The organism is Serratia ficaria (assembly GCF_900187015.1).
GTDB lineage: Bacteria > Pseudomonadota > Gammaproteobacteria > Enterobacterales > Enterobacteriaceae > Serratia > Serratia ficaria.
The window spans coordinates 1,834,462-1,853,383 of sequence record NZ_LT906479.1 but is presented as its reverse complement, the minus strand read 5'-3'; the positions used below and the strand labels follow the sequence as shown (position 1 = coordinate 1,853,383).

At 58.6% G+C, this 18,922-nt stretch carries 13 protein-coding genes; 4 read left to right on the top strand and 9 right to left on the bottom strand.

The features are described from left to right. Positions 1-5: 5 nt before the first annotated feature. The 9 genes from lpxK to ansB all read right to left on the bottom strand — a co-directional run bounded on the left by lpxK (position 6) and on the right by ansB (position 12,297). On the bottom strand, positions 6-986 hold the full coding sequence (lpxK, locus tag CKW09_RS08770; protein ID WP_095096784.1) for a tetraacyldisaccharide 4'-kinase: 981 nt from the start codon (positions 984-986) through the stop codon (positions 6-8). Continuing rightward, the gene (msbA, locus tag CKW09_RS08765; RefSeq protein ID WP_061798053.1) at positions 986-2,734 is read right to left on the bottom strand and encodes a lipid A ABC transporter ATP-binding protein/permease MsbA; all 1,749 of its coding nucleotides are present in this window, start codon (positions 2,732-2,734) and stop codon (positions 986-988) included. The genes lpxK and msbA overlap by 1 nt, the downstream gene beginning before the upstream one ends. A 35-nt stretch (positions 2,735-2,769) precedes the next feature. After that, positions 2,770-5,070 (bottom strand): ComEC family protein, encoded by a 2,301-nt coding sequence (locus CKW09_RS08760; protein WP_371415261.1) that lies wholly within the window; start codon positions 5,068-5,070, stop codon positions 2,770-2,772. A gap of 223 nt (positions 5,071-5,293) precedes the next feature. Next, complete coding sequence (gene ihfB, locus CKW09_RS08755) at positions 5,294-5,578, bottom strand: integration host factor subunit beta (RefSeq protein WP_015671760.1); 285 nt, start codon at positions 5,576-5,578, stop codon at positions 5,294-5,296. A 62-nt stretch (positions 5,579-5,640) separates the two neighbouring features. Further along, entirely contained in the window at positions 5,641-7,314 is a 1,674-nt protein-coding gene (rpsA, locus tag CKW09_RS08750) for a 30S ribosomal protein S1 (RefSeq protein WP_061798056.1), read from the bottom strand. A 183-nt stretch (positions 7,315-7,497) separates the two neighbouring features. Then, on the bottom strand, positions 7,498-8,187 hold the full coding sequence (gene cmk / locus CKW09_RS08745) for a (d)CMP kinase (protein WP_061798059.1): 690 nt from the start codon (positions 8,185-8,187) through the stop codon (positions 7,498-7,500). A gap of 273 nt (positions 8,188-8,460) precedes the next feature. Continuing rightward, entirely contained in the window at positions 8,461-9,747 is a 1,287-nt protein-coding gene (gene aroA, locus CKW09_RS08740; protein WP_061798061.1) for a 3-phosphoshikimate 1-carboxyvinyltransferase, read from the bottom strand. A gap of 115 nt (positions 9,748-9,862) precedes the next feature. Continuing rightward, a complete protein-coding gene (gene serC / locus CKW09_RS08735) occupies positions 9,863-10,948 on the bottom strand; it encodes a 3-phosphoserine/phosphohydroxythreonine transaminase (protein ID WP_061798063.1) in 1,086 nt (361 codons plus the stop codon). Positions 10,949-11,250: 302 nt separating this feature from the next. Then, the gene (ansB, locus tag CKW09_RS08730; RefSeq protein WP_061798065.1) at positions 11,251-12,297 is read right to left on the bottom strand and encodes an L-asparaginase 2; all 1,047 of its coding nucleotides are present in this window, start codon (positions 12,295-12,297) and stop codon (positions 11,251-11,253) included. Between the two features lie 148 nt (positions 12,298-12,445). Between ansB and ycaO the strand changes: the two genes are divergently transcribed. From ycaO to pflA, 4 genes are all read left to right on the top strand, one after another. Beyond that, entirely contained in the window at positions 12,446-14,209 is a 1,764-nt protein-coding gene (gene ycaO / locus CKW09_RS08725; protein ID WP_095096778.1) for a 30S ribosomal protein S12 methylthiotransferase accessory factor YcaO, read from the top strand. Between the two features lie 459 nt (positions 14,210-14,668). Continuing rightward, on the top strand, positions 14,669-15,529 hold the full coding sequence (gene focA / locus CKW09_RS08720; RefSeq protein ID WP_061798067.1) for a formate transporter FocA: 861 nt from the start codon (positions 14,669-14,671) through the stop codon (positions 15,527-15,529). A 59-nt stretch (positions 15,530-15,588) separates the two neighbouring features. Beyond that, positions 15,589-17,871 carry a formate C-acetyltransferase gene (gene pflB / locus CKW09_RS08715; RefSeq protein WP_061798069.1) on the top strand — a complete coding sequence of 761 codons (2,283 nt, stop codon included), beginning with the start codon at positions 15,589-15,591 and terminating at the stop codon, positions 17,869-17,871. A 289-nt stretch (positions 17,872-18,160) separates the two neighbouring features. Then, positions 18,161-18,901, top strand: coding sequence for a pyruvate formate lyase 1-activating protein (gene pflA, locus CKW09_RS08710; RefSeq protein WP_061798071.1), 741 nt, complete (start codon positions 18,161-18,163; stop codon positions 18,899-18,901). Positions 18,902-18,922 lie beyond the last annotated feature (21 nt).

The window sequence follows — 18,922 nt, the reverse complement described above, 5'->3', positions numbered from 1 at the left end:
GAGGATTATTTAGTCAGCAGTTTTTCAATTTTTTGCAGCAATTGCTCAGCCTGATCGGAGGGCAGTACCGCATCAACCGGCAGGTACCACCAGTTGGGCTGGGCAAAAGCGCGGCATTTCACCGCATCTTTTTCCGTCATCAGCAGGGTTTGCCCGGCGGACGTCAACGCCGCCAGCGTTGACAGCTGGTATTCCTGATGGTCGGCAAACGCCACTTCCTGCTCCACGGCGACGCCCAGTTTTTCCAGCGTGGCGAAAAAACGCGGCGGATGGCCGATGCCCGCCATCGCCACCACCTGCGGCAACGCTGCCGCCGGGCGGCGCTCGCCGCTGAGCAAGTTTACCGCCTCGCGCGCCTGCAAACGCATGGCGATCTCCCCCGCCTGCGCCACGCCGCCGTTGGCGACGCACGCGTCGACGCTGTTAAGGCGCGCGGCGCGCTCGCGCATCGGGCCGGCGGGCAGCCACCAGCCGTTGCCGAAGCGCCGCACCCCGTCGATCACCACCAGCTCGAAGTCGCGCTGCAGCGCATAATGCTGCAGGCCGTCATCGGTGATCACCAGATCCAGCGGCTGTTGCTGCAGCAACGCCTGCACCGCCTCGGAACGATTGGGTGAAATGGCCACCGGCGCCCCGGTGCGTTGATAGATCAGCACCGGCTCATCGCCCGCTTCGCGGGTGGTGGTATCCGGCCCCAATACCCGCGGATAAACCGCCGATTTGCCGCCGTAGCCGCGCGACACCACGCCGACCCGGTAGCCACGCTGCTGCAGTTGCTCCACCAGCCAGATCACCATCGGCGTCTTGCCATTGCCGCCGGCGGTGAGGTTACCCACCACCACCACCGGCACCGGCGCGCGCCAGCTCTTGCGCAGGCCGCAACGATAGCTGAGGCGGATCAGCGCGCTGACCAATCCATACAGCCAGGACAGCGGCAGCAGCGCCAAGTAAAGCAGCGAGCCGCCGGACCAGATGCGCTCAATCATTATTGACCAAACTGCATACGGTGCAGTTGGGCATAGGCGCCCTTGTGCTCGAGCAATTCGGCATGCCCGCCGCGCTCGACGATGCGGCCGTCTTCCACCACCAGAATTTCATCCGCTTTCTCGATGGTCGACAACCGGTGAGCGATCACCAGCGAAGTGCGGTTTTTCTGCAGTTCGTCCAGCGCCGCCTGGATAGCGCGCTCAGACTCGGTGTCCAGCGCCGAGGTGGCTTCGTCGAGGATCAGGATCGGGCAGTCGCGCAGCAGGGCGCGCGCAATGGCGATACGCTGGCGTTGGCCGCCGGACAGCATCACGCCGTTCTCGCCGATCACCGTATCCAGTCCGTTATCCATCTTTTCGATGAAGTCCATCGCGTAGGCCATGCGCGCCGCCTGTTCGATCTCTTCGCGGCTGTAGCGCTCTTCGCGGGCGTAAGCTATGTTGTTGGCGATAGTGTCGTTGAACAGATGAACGTTTTGCGATACCAGCGCCACCTGATCGCGCAGCGACGCCAGGGTATATTCACGCAGGTCATGACCGTCCATCAGGATCTCACCTTCCTGGATGTCATAGAAACGGGTCAGCAGGTTGGCGATGGTAGATTTGCCTGAGCCGGAACGGCCGACCAGCGCCACCGTTTTGCCTTCCGAAATGCTCAGGTTGATATCACGCAGCGCCGGCGTTTCTTTGCCCGGATAGTAGAAGGTGACGTTACGGAATTCGATATCGCCTTTCGCGCGCGCAACTTCACGGGTGCCGGTGTCTTTCTCTTGCTCCATGTCCAAAATCGAGAACAGCGTCTGGCAGGCCGCCATGCCGCGCTGGAATTGGGCATTGACGTTAGTCAGCGACTTCAGCGGGCGCATCAGCGCGATCATGGAAGAGAACACCACGGTAATGGTACCGGCGGTCAGGGTTTCCATCACGCTCGGGAAGCTGGCGGCAAACAGCACGAAGGCCAGCGCCAGAGAAGCGATCAGCTGAATGATCGGGTCGGAAATGGAAGACGCGGAGACCAGCTTCATGCCCTGCTGACGCATGCGGTTGCTGACCGAGTTGAAGCGTTCGGTTTCCACCTGCTGGCCGCCGAAGATCAGCACTTCTTTATGGCCCTTCAGCATTTGCTCGGCGCTGGTGGTCACCTGCCCCATGGTGTTCTGCATATTTTTGCTGATGTTGCGGAAACGTTTGGAAACCATACGGATGGCGATGGACACGATCGGCGCCAGCACGATCAGGATCACCGACAGCTGCCAGCTGTAGTAAAACATCATGATGAACAGGCCAATGATCGAGGCCCCTTCACGCACCACGGTAACCAGCGCGCTGGAAGAAGAGGACGCTACCTGCTCGGAATCATAGGTAATGCGTGACAACAGCGTGCCGGTGGACTGCTGGTCAAAGAAGGAAACCGGCATTCTCATCATATGGCCGAACAGGCGGCGGCGCATGTGCATCACCACCATGCCGGAAGCCCAGGAGATGCAGTAGCTTGAAATAAAACTGGTTACGCCGCGCATCAGCATCAGGCCGATAACCACCAGCGGCATCCAAATCAGCACGCTGCTGTCGGTTTTACCAAACCCATCGTCCAACAGTGGTTTAAGCAAGGACAGCATCAGCGCGTCCCCAGCAGCGTTCAAAACCAACGCAATGGCGGCCACAATCAGCCCGGTCTTAAAAGGAGCGATCATCGGCCAGAGGCGACGGAACGTCTGCAAGGTCGAGAGATCTTTATCATTCATCATGCAAATACCAGCATCGGAAGAAATAGCGGCCCATTTTACTCATTATCACCCTCTACGCCAAACCGCTGATGGTACCAACGGGGCATTAATTGTTCACGAAAGCCTTTAATTTGCCAATCGTTGTCGAAAAAGAGCACGGATAACTGCCCCGAGCGCGAAGTATCGCGCCATATGATGTCATTTGCCAGATATCTGGCGACAACTTTAACCGCCGGTAATCGCCATTTGTTGTAACGAGATGCGGAGGCCAGAGCCGCTTGAGGAGCAACCGCACGCAAAAACGGCGGCGTCGAGGACGTTTTGCTGCCGTGGTGCGGAACCTGCAGCACCGTGGCGGCCAACTGCCCGCGCCTCAGCCGCAGCAATTGCGCTTCCGCCTTCTTTTCCACGTCGCCGGTCAGCAGCAGGCTGTAGCGGCCATCATCGACGCGGACCACGCAGGAATCGTCATTGACCGGCCTTTTGAGCGCCTTCGGCGGCCACAGCACCTGGAATTGCAGCGATTGCCATTGCCAGCGCTCACCGGCAACGCAGGGTAAATGACCGCGGTCAAGCATCGGGCTGCGCACGCTGGCCTGCGGAAACGCCTGCCTTACCTCGGCCAATCCGCCGGTGTGATCCTGATGGTCGTGGCTGATGATAATCTGTTCGATAGCGATCCCGCGCCAGTTCAGCATCGGCAAAATATGGCGCTCAGCCGCGCTGCCCGTCGCCCAGCGATCGCCGGTGTCGAACAGGACTCCTTTGCCGTTTCGTTCGATGACGACCGCCAGACCATGCCCGACGTCCAGCATGTCGACCCGCCAGCGATAAGCGGGTTCCTTTTCCCGCCACAGCACGCAGCATATCGCCAGCGTCACCATTCCCGGCGCATAGCGCAGCCACCAATGAAAACGCCAGCAGATCACCAACAGCCAACCGGCGGCGCTGACCAGCAGCGAGGCGGCGCCCAGATCGACCCAGCCGCGCTGCAGATAATGCAGCGGCGTAAAAACCCACAGCAGCGTCATATCGGCCAGCCACCACAGCCCACTGCTCAGCGGCGGCAGCGCGCCGCACATCACCGCCAGCAAAATTAGCGGCACCGTCACCAGCGAGACCACCGGCACCGCCCACAGATTGGCCGGCAGCGAGCTCAGCGTCAGCCCGAGAAACAACGCGGCCTGCATCGGCACCAGCAACAGCGTGATGCCGAACTGCAAATGCAGCCAGCGCATCGGCGCCCAATACCAGGCCGCGCGAAAACGCGCGCTGAGCGGAGCCCATTCGAACCAAAAAATCAGGCAGGCGACCGCCAGCACCGAAAGCCAGAAGCTGTCCGACAGCACCGCCAGCGGGTCGCAAGCCACAATCAAGCCCACGCACCACAGCCAGACTTGCCAGGAGGTGCAATGTACGCCGCGCAGCCGCAACAGCATCCACAAGGTTAACCCCAGGGCGGTGCGCACCGCCGGCGGTTGTGCGCCGGCCAGCCAGACATACGCCAGGGTGCCGAGCCAGCTGACGACCAGGGGGAAGCGGTAACCTATCCAGTGGGCGGGGAAGAACAACTGCAGCGCGCGCAGCGAAGCCCAAATCAGGATGGCCGCCATCGCCACGTGCAGGCCAGAAATCGCCATCAGATGGGCAATGCCGGTTTTCAGCATCAGCGTGCGCAGCGCCGGTTCCAACGCGGTTCTTTCGCCAAACGCCAGGGCCAGCAACACCGATCGGTAACGCAGATCGCCCATGTGGCTTTCGGCATGGCTGATAATGCGTTGCCGCCAGCCGCAGCCGCCGTCCAGCAAGATGGCGTTTTTGACCAGCGCGGTCAGCGGCTGCCGCTGCGCCATTGCCCAGCGCTGGCTGTCAAAACCGCCTTCGTTCAGTTTGCCGTGCACCGGACGCAGCCGCAACCGCAGCTGCCAGCGCTGCCCGGCGCACAATTGCGTGTTATCCGTTTGCCAGACCGTGGTGAAGGCGATTGACGGCGCCAGCCAGCGGCCGTTGATCCTTTCGATACGCATCAGCGTTTGCTTGCCGGCCGCGGGCGTTAGGGTCACGCTGACAACCTGCACCACCGCCGTCACCTCCGGCCCGCGGCTCAGCCGCTCGACCTGCCCCGCCAGGCTGCCGGCGCAGAACACCGCCCACAGAAAACCCAGGGCGCCCCAACCGATGAATTGGCAAGCCGCTGGCCGAAAACGCAGCAGCAGGCAGACGGGCAACGCCACCAGCAGGGTCGTTAACCCGTCGGGCAGCTGCGGCAACACCAGCAACGGCAAAATACCGCAAACGACGGCGGCGACCGCCAGATCCAGTGAGGTTTTGATCGGCCTTCTCCCGTGCCTCCCAATCAGAGAGCGGATTGTTCACCCGCCGCCAGGCGGCCGCCAGCGTCCTTTTCATGCTATGCGCCGAAGGCTGCAGGTTAACGCTTCTGGTTTCACAGGGGGATGCTGAACTGCGGCACGGCGCACAGAGCAGGAAGGCGGCGTCAAACGAGGGCCAAAAAAAAACGGCGCCCTGAGGCACCGTTTTATATTCTTTACAAGCAACAACCCTATGGGCAGTCAGCGACTAGCCATAGATATTGGCGCGGTCACGCAACTCTTTGCCTGGCTTGAAGTGAGGAACGTACTTGCCGTCCAGCTCGACTTTATCGCCGGTTTTCGGGTTGCGACCCACACGCGGAGCACGGTAGTGAAGAGAAAAACTGCCGAATCCGCGGATCTCGATGCGTTCGCCATCGGCCAATGTGGCAGCCATATGTTCGAGCATCTCTTTCACTGCATCCTCAACGGCCTTCGCCGGAATATGAGATTGCTGGCCAGCAAGTCTTTCAATAAGTTCAGACTTGGTCATAGTTCCTCCAAGCTTTGCAGCTAAACTACCGTATCGGGGCGGTCAGGAACCGCCCCCCGTCATTACTCGCCTTTAGCCGCTTTGAAAGCTTCAGCCATTGCGTTAGAGAAGTTGCCTTCTTCCTGTTTGTTGTTAACAGTAGCGATGGCGTCTTTCTCGTCAGCTTCGTCCTTAGCACGTACGGACAGGCTTACAACGCGGTTCTTACGGTCAACGCCGGTGAATTTAGCTTCAACTTCGTCACCAACGTTCAGAACCAGAGTTGCATCTTCAATGCGGTCGCGAGAGGCTTCAGATGCACGCAGGTAACCTTCTACGCCGCCTGCCAATTCAACTGTAGCACCTTTGGCGTCAACTGCAGTGACTTTACCAGTAACAATAGTACCTTTCTTGTTCATAGACAGGTAGTTATTGAACGGATCTTCAGCCAGCTGCTTCACGCCCAGGGAGATACGCTCGCGCTCTGCGTCAACCTGCAGAACAACCGCTGCGATTTCGTCGCCTTTCTTGTATTCACGCACTGCTTCTTCGCCTGCAACGTTCCAGGAGATGTCAGACAGGTGAACCAGGCCGTCGATGCCGCCGTCCAGGCCGATGAAGATACCGAAGTCAGTGATAGACTTGATTTTACCTTCAACGCGGTCGCCCTTGTTGTGGGTTTCTGCGAATTGCTGCCATGGGTTGTTTTTGCACTGTTTCAGGCCCAGGGAGATACGACGACGTTCTTCATCGATGTCCAGAACCATAACTTCCACTACGTCGCCCACGTTAACAACTTTGGACGGATGGATGTTTTTGTTGGTCCAATCCATTTCAGAAACGTGTACCAGACCTTCAACGCCTTCTTCGATTTCCACGAAGCAGCCGTAATCAGTCAGGTTGGTTACACGGCCAGTCAGCTTGGTGCCTTCTGGGTAACGTTTCGCGATAGCAACCCATGGATCTTCGCCCAGCTGTTTCAGGCCCAGGGAAACACGAGTACGCTCGCGGTCGAACTTCAGCACTTTAACAGTGATTTCATCGCCAACGTTGACGATTTCGCTTGGGTGCTTAACGCGTTTCCAAGCCATGTCAGTGATGTGCAGCAGGCCGTCTACGCCGCCCAGATCAACGAATGCACCGTAGTCAGTGAGGTTCTTAACGATACCTTTAACTTCCATGCCTTCCTGCAGGTTTTCCAGCAGTTGATCGCGCTCTGCGCTGTTCTCGGATTCGATAACCGCACGGCGAGAAACGACAACGTTGTTGCGTTTCTGGTCCAGCTTGATGACTTTGAACTCAAGCTCTTTGCCTTCCAGGTGCAGAGTGTCACGTACCGGACGCACGTCAACCAGGGAACCTGGCAGGAACGCGCGGATGCCGTTCAGCTCGACGGTGAAGCCACCCTTCACTTTGCCGTTGATAACACCGGTTACAGTCTCAGCGTCTTCGTATGCTTTTTCCAGCGTGATCCAAGCTTCGTGACGCTTAGCTTTCTCACGGGACAGCAGAGTTTCACCGAAGCCGTCTTCAACAGCATCCAGAGCAACGTCAACTTCGTCACCAACCTGGATTTCCAGCTCGCCCTGTGCGTTTTTGAATTGCTCAGCCGGGATGGCAGACTCGGACTTCAGACCGGCGTCAACCAGTACGATGTCTTTGTCGATGGCAACTACTACGCCGCGAACGATGGAACCCGGGCGGGTTTCGATTTCTTTTAAGGATTCTTCAAAGAGTTGAGCGAAAGATTCAGTCATGTTGTTAATCTTCAGGGTTCTTTAGTTTAACGTCCATTTAGCGTCCCGCCGAATGGGGTTGTTTCACATACCCCGCCATTGGCTCCATGCCGACAGGGTTTAGGTTACAGGGGTAAAATTTTACCCGATATATTGCGATACTTCTATGACAAATATGACAAAAAGCCAATAACGCCGCCGCGCTTATTGCTGCGGCAACGCTAAAACTTTCTGTGCATACGTCAGCGCTTGCCGGATAACTTCCTCGATCGACATGCTGGTAGAATCCAGCACGAGGGCGTCAGAAGCGGGCACCAGCGGCGCGATAGCCCGATTACGGTCACGGTCATCCCGTTCCTTTATCTCGGCTAAAAGACGTTCAAAGTTAACATTAAAGCCCTTTTCCTGCAACTGTAGCATACGGCGGTGCGCACGCTCTTGCGAACTGGCGTCGAGGAAAATTTTAACCGGTGCGTCGGGGAACACGACGGTTCCCATATCGCGGCCGTCGGCAATCAGGCCGGGCGCCTCGCGAAACGCGCGCTGGCGGCGCAGCAGCGCCTCACGCACCCGCGGGAACGCCGCCGCCTGCGAAGCGGTGTTGCCGACGGTTTCGGTGCGGATCTCATTGCTGACGTCCTCACCTTCCAAAATCACCTGCAGCTTGCCGTCCTGGGCGATAAAGCGAACATCGAGATGTGCGGCCAGCGGAACCAGCGCGTCCTCAGAAGTGATATCCACCTGATGATGCAACGCCGCCAGCGCCAGCACGCGGTAGATCGCGCCGGAATCCAGCAAACGCCAACCAAGCGACTCGGCCAGCGCTTTACACAGCGTGCCTTTACCTGCGCCACTTGGTCCATCAACGGTTATCACCGGGGCTGTAGCCGTCATTTCTCTCTCCTTCAGGTAGAAAACCTCACAGGGACAACGCCGGCCCTCAGATGGGTGTGAAGGTCTGATTGCCGGCATCCCTGCCGTCTGCCAAATAGGGGGCAGATACGGTGGCGCATTATACGCTGCCACGCGGCGAACTGTTACCCTGGAACCGTCTGGTTGTTGAAAATAAGCGCACAACCGCGAAAAAGTATAGAAGAAACAGCGGGCGCTGAAAGGTAAAAACGATAAAGGCCCGCAAAGGGGCCTTAAAATAAACGATCTGACCGGTTACGCCGGCTGGCTGATCCGCGCCAGCTGCTCGAAATAGTCCGGGAAGGTTTTCGCGGTGCATTTCGGATCGAGGATGGTGACCGGCGTATCCGACAGCGCCACCAGCGAGAAACACATCGCCATGCGGTGATCGTTGTAGGTGCCGATCTCGGCGAACTTCAGCTTGGCCGGCGGCACCACGCGAATGTAGTCCTCGCCTTCGTCAACCTCCGCCCCCACTTTGCGCAGCTCGGTAGCCATCGCCGCCAGGCGGTCGGTCTCTTTCACCCGCCAGTTGTAGATGTTGCGGATGGTGGTCGGGCCTGCGGCAAACAGCGCGGTGGTGGCGATGGTCATCGCCGCATCCGGGATATGGTTCATGTCCATATCGACGCCGCGCAGCTCGCCGCGGCTGCACTCGATAAAATCCTCGCCCCAGGTGATGCGCGCGCCCATTTTCTCCAGCACGTCGGCGAATTTGGTGTCGCCCTGCACGCTCTTGCGGCCAATGCCGGTCACGCGCACGCTGCCGCCCTTGATCGCCGCCGCCGCCAGGAAATAAGAGGCGGAAGAGGCGTCGCCCTCCACCAGGTAATCGCCCGGCGAACGGTAGGTTTGACCGCCCTGAATGTGGAACACCCGGTAGTTGTCGTGGCTCACTTCAACGCCGAAGCTGCGCATCAGGTGCAGCGTGATGTCGATGTACGGCTTGGACACCAGCTCCCCCTTGATGCGGATCTGCGTGGCCTGCGGCGCCAGCGGTGCGGTCATCAGCAACGCGGTCAGGAACTGGCTGGAGACACTGCCGTCGACGGTCACCTCGCCGCCCCGGAAACCGCCGCGCAGTCGCACCGGCGGATAGTCGGTCTGCTCCAGATAATCAATCTGCGCGCCGCCCTGGCGCAAAGCGTCCACCAGGTGACCGATCGGCCGCTCTTTCATGCGCGGTTCGCCGGTCAGCACCACGTCGCCATTGCCCAGGCACAGCGCCGCCGCCAGCGGGCGCATCGCGGTGCCGGCATTGCCGAGAAACAGTTCCAGCGGTTGGTCGGCCACCAGCGGCCCGGCGACGCCCGTCACCTGGCAGGTGGTGCGATCGGCGGAAAGCTGATAGCTCACGCCCAGCGCCTGCAGCGCATTCAGCATGTGACGCACGTCGTCGCTGTCCAGCAGGTTGGTCAGCGTGGTCGTTCCCTCCGCCAGCGCCGCCAGCAGCAGAGCACGGTTGGATACGCTCTTGGAGCCGGGTAAGTTGACGGTGCCATTGACCAGGGCGACCGGTTGTAACGTCAGGGAATCCACCATGTGAACAAAACTCTCCAAATTCTGATAAACGAAACGGCCCCGGGGATAATGCCGGAGCCGCTTTAATGCAAAAGGACAACAGCGGTGGCGGCCCGCGCAATGCGGGCGCCTGGGCTTAACCGTGGCGGCGCTCGAAGTCGGTCATAAACCCGGTCAGCGCCTGCACGCCGGCCAGCGGCATCGCATTGTAAATAGAAGCGCGCATGCCGCCAACTACCCGGTGGCCTTTCAGCGCCTGCAGGCCGATGGCCTCGGCTTCGCTGAGGAACACCTTGTCCAGCGCCGGATCGGCCAGCTGGAACGGCACGTTCATCCAGGAACGGTTGGCCAGCGCCACCTGGCTGCGGTAGAAATCGGAATTGTCGATGGTGGCGTACAGCAGCTCGGCCTTGGCCTGATTGCGCTTTTGCATCTCCACCAGGCCGCCCTGCTCTTTCAGCCACTTGAACACCAGGCCGGACAGATACCAGGCGAAGGTCGGCGGGGTGTTGAACATCGAGTCGTTCTCGGCCAGCACGGTATAGTCGAGGATGGAAGGCACTTCTCGGCGCGCCTGGCCCAGCAGATCTTCACGCACGATCACCAGCGTCAGGCCGGCCGGGCCGATATTTTTCTGCGCGCCGGCGTAGATCACGCCGAAGCGACTGACGTCCAACGGGCGAGACAGAATGGTCGAGGAGTAGTCGCCGATCACCACCTTGTCGCCGAAGTCCGGCGTTTCATCGATGGCCACGCCGTCGATGGTTTCATTCGGGCAGTAATGCACATAGGCGGCGTCATCGCTCAGCTGCCACTCTTTCATCGGCTTGATGCCGCTCAGGCCGTCAACGCGGGTCTTCACGTCGATGACGTTCGGCGTGCAGTACTTCTGCGCTTCGTTAATCGCGCTGTGCGCCCAATAGCCGCCGTCGATATAGTCTGCGGTGGCTTTGTCGCCCAGCAGGTTCAACGGCAATGCGGCGAACTGCGCGCGGGCGCCGCCGTGGCAGAACAGCACTTTGTAGTTGGAGGGGATTTTCAGCAGGTCGCGCAGATCCTGTTCGGACTGCTGTGCAACGGCGATAAATTCTTTGCTGCGATGGCTGATTTCCATCACTGAAGTACCCAGACCGTGCCAGTTGCACAGTTCCTGTTCCGCACGACGCAACACTTCAACCGGCAGCATTGCCGGGCCAGAGCTAAAATTATAAACCTGAGTCATTTCCCCTCACCACATTCACTATACGCCGCGCTAAGCGGCCTGCCGAAATACGCCCGAAGTTAACTCTCATGTTAACCAACCTATCGGTTTTATCACTCACGTAACGCGGCTGCAATGCTTATTCGCCCGCGGGCGGCAAACTGGCGCGGCGCAGAATAACAGGCTCTGCCAAGGCGAGGTTTTTTTGTGCGATAAAACGCTGTGTCATCGGGGAATTCAGTGGGTTAACGCGGTGTTTTATGCTGTATTCAGTCGGGAAGGCTAGTGGGGGCCTCCCGCCCCCCGGAGAGAACAGCCGGCACTCAGTACTGATTGAACATCTGTTGGATCTGCCCGGCGTCTTTGGTCTGGGTCAGCGCCAACTGCAGCAAAATACGCGCCTTTTGCGGGTTCAGCGTGCCGGCGGCGACGAAGCCGTACTTGGCGTCGTCCACTTCCGCATCCTCGGTAGTGGCGCCGGTCGGCACCCGCGAGGAGCGCACTACCGCCACGCCGTTATGCGCCGCCGTCGCCAGGGTGTCGAACACCGTCTTGTACAGATTGCCGTTGCCGACGCCGGCGCTGACGATGCCCTGATACCCCTCGGCGATCAGCGCCTTGGCCGGCGCGTCGGAAGCGTTGGCGTAGTTGTAGACGATACCCACCTTCGGCAGCTCGCTCAGCTTGCCGACGTCAAACGGCGTATCGGTGGTGTGCTTGCGGTGCGGCGAGCGCTGATAGTCGACCTTGCCGTTATGAATGTAGCCAAGCGGGCCGAAGTTCGGCGACTGGAAGGTCTGCACCGAGGTGGTGTTGGTTTTGGTCACGTCGCGCGCGTCCAGCACGCTGTCGTTCATCGCCACCAGCACCCCGCGGTTGGCCGACTGCGGATCGGCCGCCGTCACCACCGCATTATACAGATTGAACGGGCCGTCGGCGCTCATCGCCGTCGCCGGGCGCATCGCCCCGACGATCACCACCGGCTTGTCGCATTTGACCGTCAGATCGAGGAAATAAGCAGTTTCCTCCAGGGTGTCGGTGCCGTGGGTGATGACAAAACCGTCGGTTTTGCCGCAGTCGCCGTTGATTTTTTTCGCCAGCGTCAGCCACACCTGGTCGTTCATATCCTGCGAGCCGATATTCACCACCTGTTCGCCCTGCACATTGGCGATGTTTTTCAGTTCCGGCACTGCGTTGACCAACGCCTCGACGCCCAGTTTGCCGGCGGTGTAATTGGACTGAGTGGCCGAAGACCCGCCGCCGGCGATGGTGCCGCCGGTCGCCAGCAGGGTAACGTTGGGCAAGGCCAGCGCCGAGCCGCTGCCCCCCGCCAGAAAGAGGGCCAAAACGCTGAGTTTCACTGATTTCATTAGATTTCTCCGTGACAGATAACTCGCTGAATTATGGCCCTTATCCGCAAAAAAACTGTGACTTTGCCACCGCTTTAGGAATACGTGGAGCTTGGGCGCAAAACCCCGTATCATTGCGCGTTTTTAGTACGCTCAAAAAGTGAAGACAATGACGCAAACTTTTATCCCCGGCAAAGACGCCGCACTGGAAGACTCCATCGCCCGTTTCCAACAGAAGCTGAGCGATCTCGGTTTTAATATCGAAGAGGCCTCATGGCTGAACCCGGTGCCGCACGTGTGGTCGGTTCACATCCGCGATCGCGATTGCCCGCTGTGCTTCACCAACGGTAAAGGCGCCAGCAAAAAAGCCGCGCTGGCTTCCGCTTTGGGCGAATATTTCGAACGTCTGTCCACCAACTATTTCTTCGCCGACTTCTATCTGGGCAAGCAAATCGCCGAAGGCGACTTCGTGCATTACCCGAATGAAAAATGGTTCCCGATCCCGGCGGACGACACGCTGCCGGCCGGCATTCTCGACGACCGCCTGCGCGCGTTTTACGATCCGGAGCAGGAGCTGAGCGCCGGCGATCTGATCGACCTGCAGTCCGGCAACGGCGATCGCGGCATCTGCGCCCTGCCGTTTGCCCGCCAGTCTGACCAGCAAACCGTGTATATCCCGATGAACATCATCGGCAACCTGTACGTTTCCAACGGCATGTCCGCCGGCAACACCGCCAACGAAGCCCGCGTTCAGGGGCTGTCCGAGGTGTTCGAACGCTACGTGAAGAACCGCATCATCGCCGAATCAATCAGCCTGCCGGCGATCCCGGCCGAGGTGTTGAACCGCTACCCGGGCGTGGTGGAAGCCATCGCCAAGCTGGAAGAAGAAGGCTTCCCGATCCTGTCGTATGACGCTTCGCTGGGCGGCAACTACCCGGTTATCTGCGTGGTGTTGTTCAACCCGGCCAACGGCACCTGCTTCGCCTCGTTCGGCGCGCACCCGGACTTCGGCGTGGCGCTGGAGCGCACCGTGACCGAACTGCTGCAGGGCCGCAGCCTGAAAGACCTCGACGTGTTCACCGCCCCGACCTTCGACGACGAAGAAGTGGCCGAGCACACCAACCTGGAAACCCACTTCATCGATTCCAGCGGTCTGATCTCCTGGGACATGTTCAAACAGGATGCGGATTATCCGTTCGTCGACTGGAGCTTCAGCGGCAGCACGCAGGAAGAGTTCGCCACCCTGATGAACATCTTCGACAAAGAAGGCGCGGAAGTTTACATCGCCGACTACGAGCATCTGGACGTGTACGCCTGCCGCATCATCGTGCCCGGCATGTCCGATATCTATCCGGCGGAGGACCTGCTGTTGGCCAACAACAGCATGGGTGCGCACCTGCGCGACACCCTGCTGGCCCTGCCGGGCAGCGAGTGGCAGCCCGAGGAATATCTGGCGCTGATCCAACGGCTGGACGACGAAGGGCTGGACGACTTCACCCGCGTGCGCGAGCTGCTGGGTATCGCCAGCGGCAAAGACAACGCCTGGTACACCCTGCGCGTGGGCGAACTGAAGTCGATGCTGGCGTTGGCGGGCGGCGATCTGGATCAGGCGCTGATTTGGGCAGAATGGACGCAGGACTTCAACTCTTCGGTGTTGAGCCCGGCGCGCAGCAACTACTACCGTTGCCTGCAGACCCTGCTGCTGTTGACGCAGGAGCCTGAGCGCGATCCGGCGCAGTACTACGGCGCCTTCGTGAAGATGTACGGCCAGGAAGCGGTCGACGCCGCCTCTGCCGCCATCAGCGGCGAAGAGCGTTTCAACGGGCTGTTCGCCGTTGACGGCAGCCTGAAAGCGCTGCCGGCCCACCAGGCGCTGCTGGCGGCCTACGAAAAACTGCAAAACGCCAAACGCCGCCACTGGGCGCAGGCGTAACCCCGCATTACCCACGCCGGCGGCGCGTCCGCCGGCGTTACTCCTAAAGAAGTATTCGATTGAATTTCCCCGCCGCCGCTATTATTTTGTCGCTTCATTCGCCGTATTTTTTACCCTGAATAACGCACTTAAACGCCAGAAATACAAATAAAACGGCAATTGTTACCGGGCGGTGAAATAATAATTAACCGACAATTAAACTTTAACCGCCAAATAGCGACAACAAGCCTGAAAATTTAACCTTTCCGCCGGCGGCGAGGTCACCACTTTCAAAATTTTTTGTAAACATTAAAAAATAGTTTTTCCATAAAAATCATAAAATTAAACCATAAAACCTTGTTTTTTATACGGCTTTTACCCGCTTTACTTCCCCGCCTTATGATCCAAATCAAATTTTACCCTATACTGCTTTGCTAGTATCTCATTGCGTTGTTTTAACCCTTAAGAGCGAGAGTTAGTGTGAAAACTGACAACCCCTTCGATCTGATACTACCTGCGGCAACGGCGAAAATCGCCGAAGATGCAGGTGTTTATAAAGCCACCAAGCATCCGCTGAAAACTTTTTATTTGGCGATCACCGCCGGTGTCTTCATTTCTATCGCGTTTGTCTTTTACATCACCGCGACTACCGGCACCGCCGGCGTGCCTTTCGGCCTGGCTAAACTGGTCGGCGGCATCTGCTTCTCTCTGGGGTTAATGCTGGTGGTGGTCTCGGGCGCAGACCTGTTCACCTCCACCGTGCTGATCGTGATCGCCAAGGCCAGCGGCCGCATCAGCTGGTGCCAGCTGGGGGTTAACTGGCTGAACGTGTATATCGGCAACCTGGTCGGCGCGCTGTTCTTCGTGGCGCTGATTTGGTTCTCCGGCGAATACATGGTCGATAACGGCCTGTGGGGCCTGAACGTGCTGCAAACGGCGGATCACAAACTGCACCACACCTTTATCGAAGCCGTCTGCCTGGGCATTCTGGCTAACCTGATGGTCTGTCTGGCGGTATGGATGAGCTACTCCGGCCGCAGCCTGATGGACAAAATGTTCGCCATGATCCTGCCGGTCGGCATGTTTGTCGCCAGCGGTTTCGAACACAGCATCGCCAACATGTTTATGATCCCTATGGGTATCGTGGTTAAACACTTCGCCACGCCGGAATTCTGGCAAGCCGTAGGGGCAACACCCGAGCAATTTGCTCATCTGACCGTAAGCAACTTCATCATCGACAACCTGATCCCGGTGACCATTGGCAACATCATTGGCGGCGGCCTGCTGGTTGGGTTGACTTACTGGGTAATTTATCTGCGCGGTGGTGAGCAACAGCACTAAGCTGTTAGTTACCGCGCGCCGGGTTTACAAAGAAATCCACATTAGAAGGTAGGTGTACAATGACCGAACTTAACGAAAAGTTAGCCAAAGCTTGGGAAGGTTTCAGCAAAGGTGACTGGCAGAATGAAGTCAACGTTCGTGACTTTATCCAGAAAAACTACACTCCTTACGAGGGTGATGAATCCTTCCTGGCGGGCGCGACTGAAGCCACCACCACCTTGTGGGACAAGGTTATGGAAGGGATCAAACTGGAGAACCGCACCCATGCGCCAGTTGATTTCGACACCAACGTCGCCGCGACCATCACTTCTCACGACGCAGGCTACATCGCCAAAGAGCTGGAAACCATCGTCGGCCTGCAAACCGACGCACCGCTGAAACGCGCCCTGATCCCCTTCGGCGGCATCAAGATGGTGGAAGGTTCCTGTAAAGTCTACGGCCGCGAGCTGGATCCGCAGCTGAAGAAAGTGTTCACCGAGTACCGTAAAACCCACAACCAGGGCGTATTCGACGTTTACACCAAAGACATCCTGAACTGCCGTAAATCCGGCGTGCTGACCGGTCTGCCGGATGCCTACGGCCGCGGCCGCATCATCGGCGACTACCGCCGCGTCGCGCTGTACGGCATCGATTTCCTGATGGCCGACAAGCTGAACCAGTTCAAATCGCTGCAGACCAAGCTGGAAAACGGCGAAGACCTGGAAATGACCATCCAGCTGCGCGAAGAAATCGCCGAACAGCACCGCGCTCTGGGCCAGATCAAAGAAATGGCCGCCAAATACGGCTACGACATCTCCGGCCCGGCCACCAACGCGCAAGAAGCGGTGCAGTGGACCTACTTCGGCTACCTGGCCGCGGTGAAATCCCAGAACGGCGCCGCCATGTCCTTCGGCCGCGTTTCCACCTTCCTGGACGTGTTCATCGAGCGCGACATCAAAGAAGGCAAACTGACGGAAGAGCAGGCGCAAGAGCTGATTGACCACCTGGTGATGAAGCTGCGCATGGTGCGCTTCCTGCGTACCCCGGAGTACGACGAGCTGTTCTCCGGCGACCCAATCTGGGCGACCGAATCCCTGGCGGGCATGGGCGTTGACGGCCGTACCCTGGTGACCAAAAACAGTTTCCGTTTCCTGAACACCCTGTACACCATGGGTCCGTCGCCGGAACCGAACATGACCATCCTGTGGTCTGAAAAACTGCCGTTGAACTTCAAAAAATACGCCGCGAAAGTGTCTATCGACACCTCCTCCGTACAGTATGAAAACGACGACCTGATGCGCCCTGACTTCAACAACGACGATTACGCCATCGCCTGTTGCGTCAGCCCGATGATCGTCGGCAAACAGATGCAGTTCTTCGGCGCGCGCGCCAACCTGGCGAAAACCATGCTGTACGCCATCAACGGCGGCGTGGATGAAAAACTGAAAATGCAGGTTGGCCCGAAAGAAGCGCCAATGATGGACGAAGTGCTGGACTATGACAAAGTCATGGAACGCATGGACCACTTTATGGACTGGCTGGCCAAGCAGTACGTGACCGCGCTGAACATCATTCACTACATGCACGACAAGTACAGCTACGAAGCCGCGCTGATGGCGCTGCACGACCGCGACGTTTACCGCACCATGGCCTGCGGCATCGCCGGTCTGTCGGTCGCGGCAGACTCCCTGTCCGCCATCAAGTACGCCAAAGTCACCACCATCCGTGACGAAGACGGCCTGGCGACCGACTTCAAAATCGAAGGCGAATATCCGCAGTTCGGTAACAACGATGCCCGCGTCGATGACATCGCCTGTGACCTGGTGGAACGTTTCATGAAGAAAATTCAGAAACTGCGCACCTACCGCAATGCGGTGCCGACCCAGTCGGTGCTGACCATCACTTCCAACGTGGTGTACGGCAAGAAAACCGGTAATACCCCAGATGGTCGCCGCGCAGGCGCTCCATTCGGTCCGGGCGCCAACCCGATGCACGGCCGTGACCAGAAAGGCGCAGTAGCCTCCCTGACTTCCGTAGCCAAACTGCCGTTTGCCTACGCCAAAGACGGGATCTCCTACACCTTCTCCATCGTGCCGAACGCCCTGGGCAAAGACGACGACGTGCGCAAAGCCAACCTGGCGGGCCTGATGGACGGTTACTTCCACCATGAAGCCGCCATCGAAGGCGGTCAGCACCTGAACGTCAACGTGATGAACCGCGAAATGCTGCTGGAGGCGATGGAAAACCCTGAGAAATACCCTCAGCTGACCATCCGCGTATCCGGTTACGCCGTGCGCTTCAACTCGCTGACCAAAGAGCAACAGCAGGACGTAATTACCCGTACTTTCACCCAGTCGATGTAATTGCCCCTCCCGGGCGGGATTTCCCGCCCGGCACCAACGTCGGGGCCGGTTCTTCCGGCCCTTTTATTCAACCGCACTCCCCTCTGACTCTCCGCGAGTCTGTTTTGCCGGACATCTATACTGAATGGATATCCGGCAAAACAGTTATCCGGCTACTGGCCGGCCGACAGGCATCGTTCCACCCCGGCGGCGGGTTCTTCTCCCACCGCTGCATCGCAGATACCTGGCCGGCGGCTACGCGCCTATTTTTAGACTGCGTTTGACAGTCAATATTGGAGAAAACCCCGCAATGTCAGTGAAAGGTCGCATCCACTCTTTCGAATCCTGCGGCACCGTCGATGGTCCCGGGATCCGTTTTATCGTCTTCTTCCAGGGCTGCCTGATGCGCTGCCTGTATTGCCATAACCGCGACACCTGGGATACGCACGGCGGCAAAGAAGTCACCGTGGAAGAGCTGATGAAAGACACCGTCTCTTACCGTCACTTTATGAACGCTTCCGGCGGCGGCGTTACCGCCTCCGGCGGCGAAGCCATTCTGCAGGCCGAGTTCGTGCGCGACTGGTTCCGCGCCTGCCATCAAGAAGGCATCAACACCTGCCTGGACACCAACGGCTTTGTCCGCCGTTACGATCCGGTGATCGATGAGCTGCTGGACACCACCGATCTGGTGATGCTGGATTTGAAACAGATGAACGACGACATTCATCAAAACCTGGTCGGCGTTTCCAACCACCGCACGCTGGAGTTCGCCCGCTACCTGGCGAAGCGCAATCAGCGCACCTGGATCCGCTATGTGGTGGTGCCGGGCTGGTCGGACGACGACCAGTCGGCGCACATGCTGGGCGAATTCACCAAGGATATGACCAACATCGAGAAAATCGAGCTGCTGCCTTATCACGAACTGGGCAAGCACAAATGGGTGGCGATGGGGGAAGAGTACCGGCTGGACGGCGTTCATCCGCCGAAGGCCGAGACCATGGATCGCGTCAAAGGCATCCTGGAGAGCTACGGCCACAAGGTGATGTACTGATCGACCTCAGCACGATAAAAA

Bases quoted from the DNA above. Each gene is read 5' to 3' on its own strand.
- aroA (WP_061798061.1), bottom strand. From the start codon at position 9,747: ATGGTGGATTCCCTGACGTTACAACCGGTCGCCCTGGTCAATGGCACC.
- serC (WP_061798063.1), bottom strand. From the start codon at position 10,948: ATGACTCAGGTTTATAATTTTAGCTCTGGCCCGGCAATGCTGCCGGTT.
- ycaO (WP_095096778.1), top strand. From the start codon at position 12,446: ATGACGCAAACTTTTATCCCCGGCAAAGACGCCGCACTGGAAGACTCC.
- lpxK (WP_095096784.1), bottom strand. From the start codon at position 986: ATGATTGAGCGCATCTGGTCCGGCGGCTCGCTGCTTTACTTGGCGCTG.
- ihfB (WP_015671760.1), bottom strand. From the start codon at position 5,578: ATGACCAAGTCTGAACTTATTGAAAGACTTGCTGGCCAGCAATCTCAT.
- ansB (WP_061798065.1), bottom strand. From the start codon at position 12,297: ATGAAATCAGTGAAACTCAGCGTTTTGGCCCTCTTTCTGGCGGGGGGC.
- cmk (WP_061798059.1), bottom strand. From the start codon at position 8,187: ATGACGGCTACAGCCCCGGTGATAACCGTTGATGGACCAAGTGGCGCA.
- pflB (WP_061798069.1), top strand. From the start codon at position 15,589: ATGACCGAACTTAACGAAAAGTTAGCCAAAGCTTGGGAAGGTTTCAGC.
- pflA (WP_061798071.1), top strand. From the start codon at position 18,161: ATGTCAGTGAAAGGTCGCATCCACTCTTTCGAATCCTGCGGCACCGTC.
- rpsA (WP_061798056.1), bottom strand. From the start codon at position 7,314: ATGACTGAATCTTTCGCTCAACTCTTTGAAGAATCCTTAAAAGAAATC.
- msbA (WP_061798053.1), bottom strand. From the start codon at position 2,734: ATGATGAATGATAAAGATCTCTCGACCTTGCAGACGTTCCGTCGCCTC.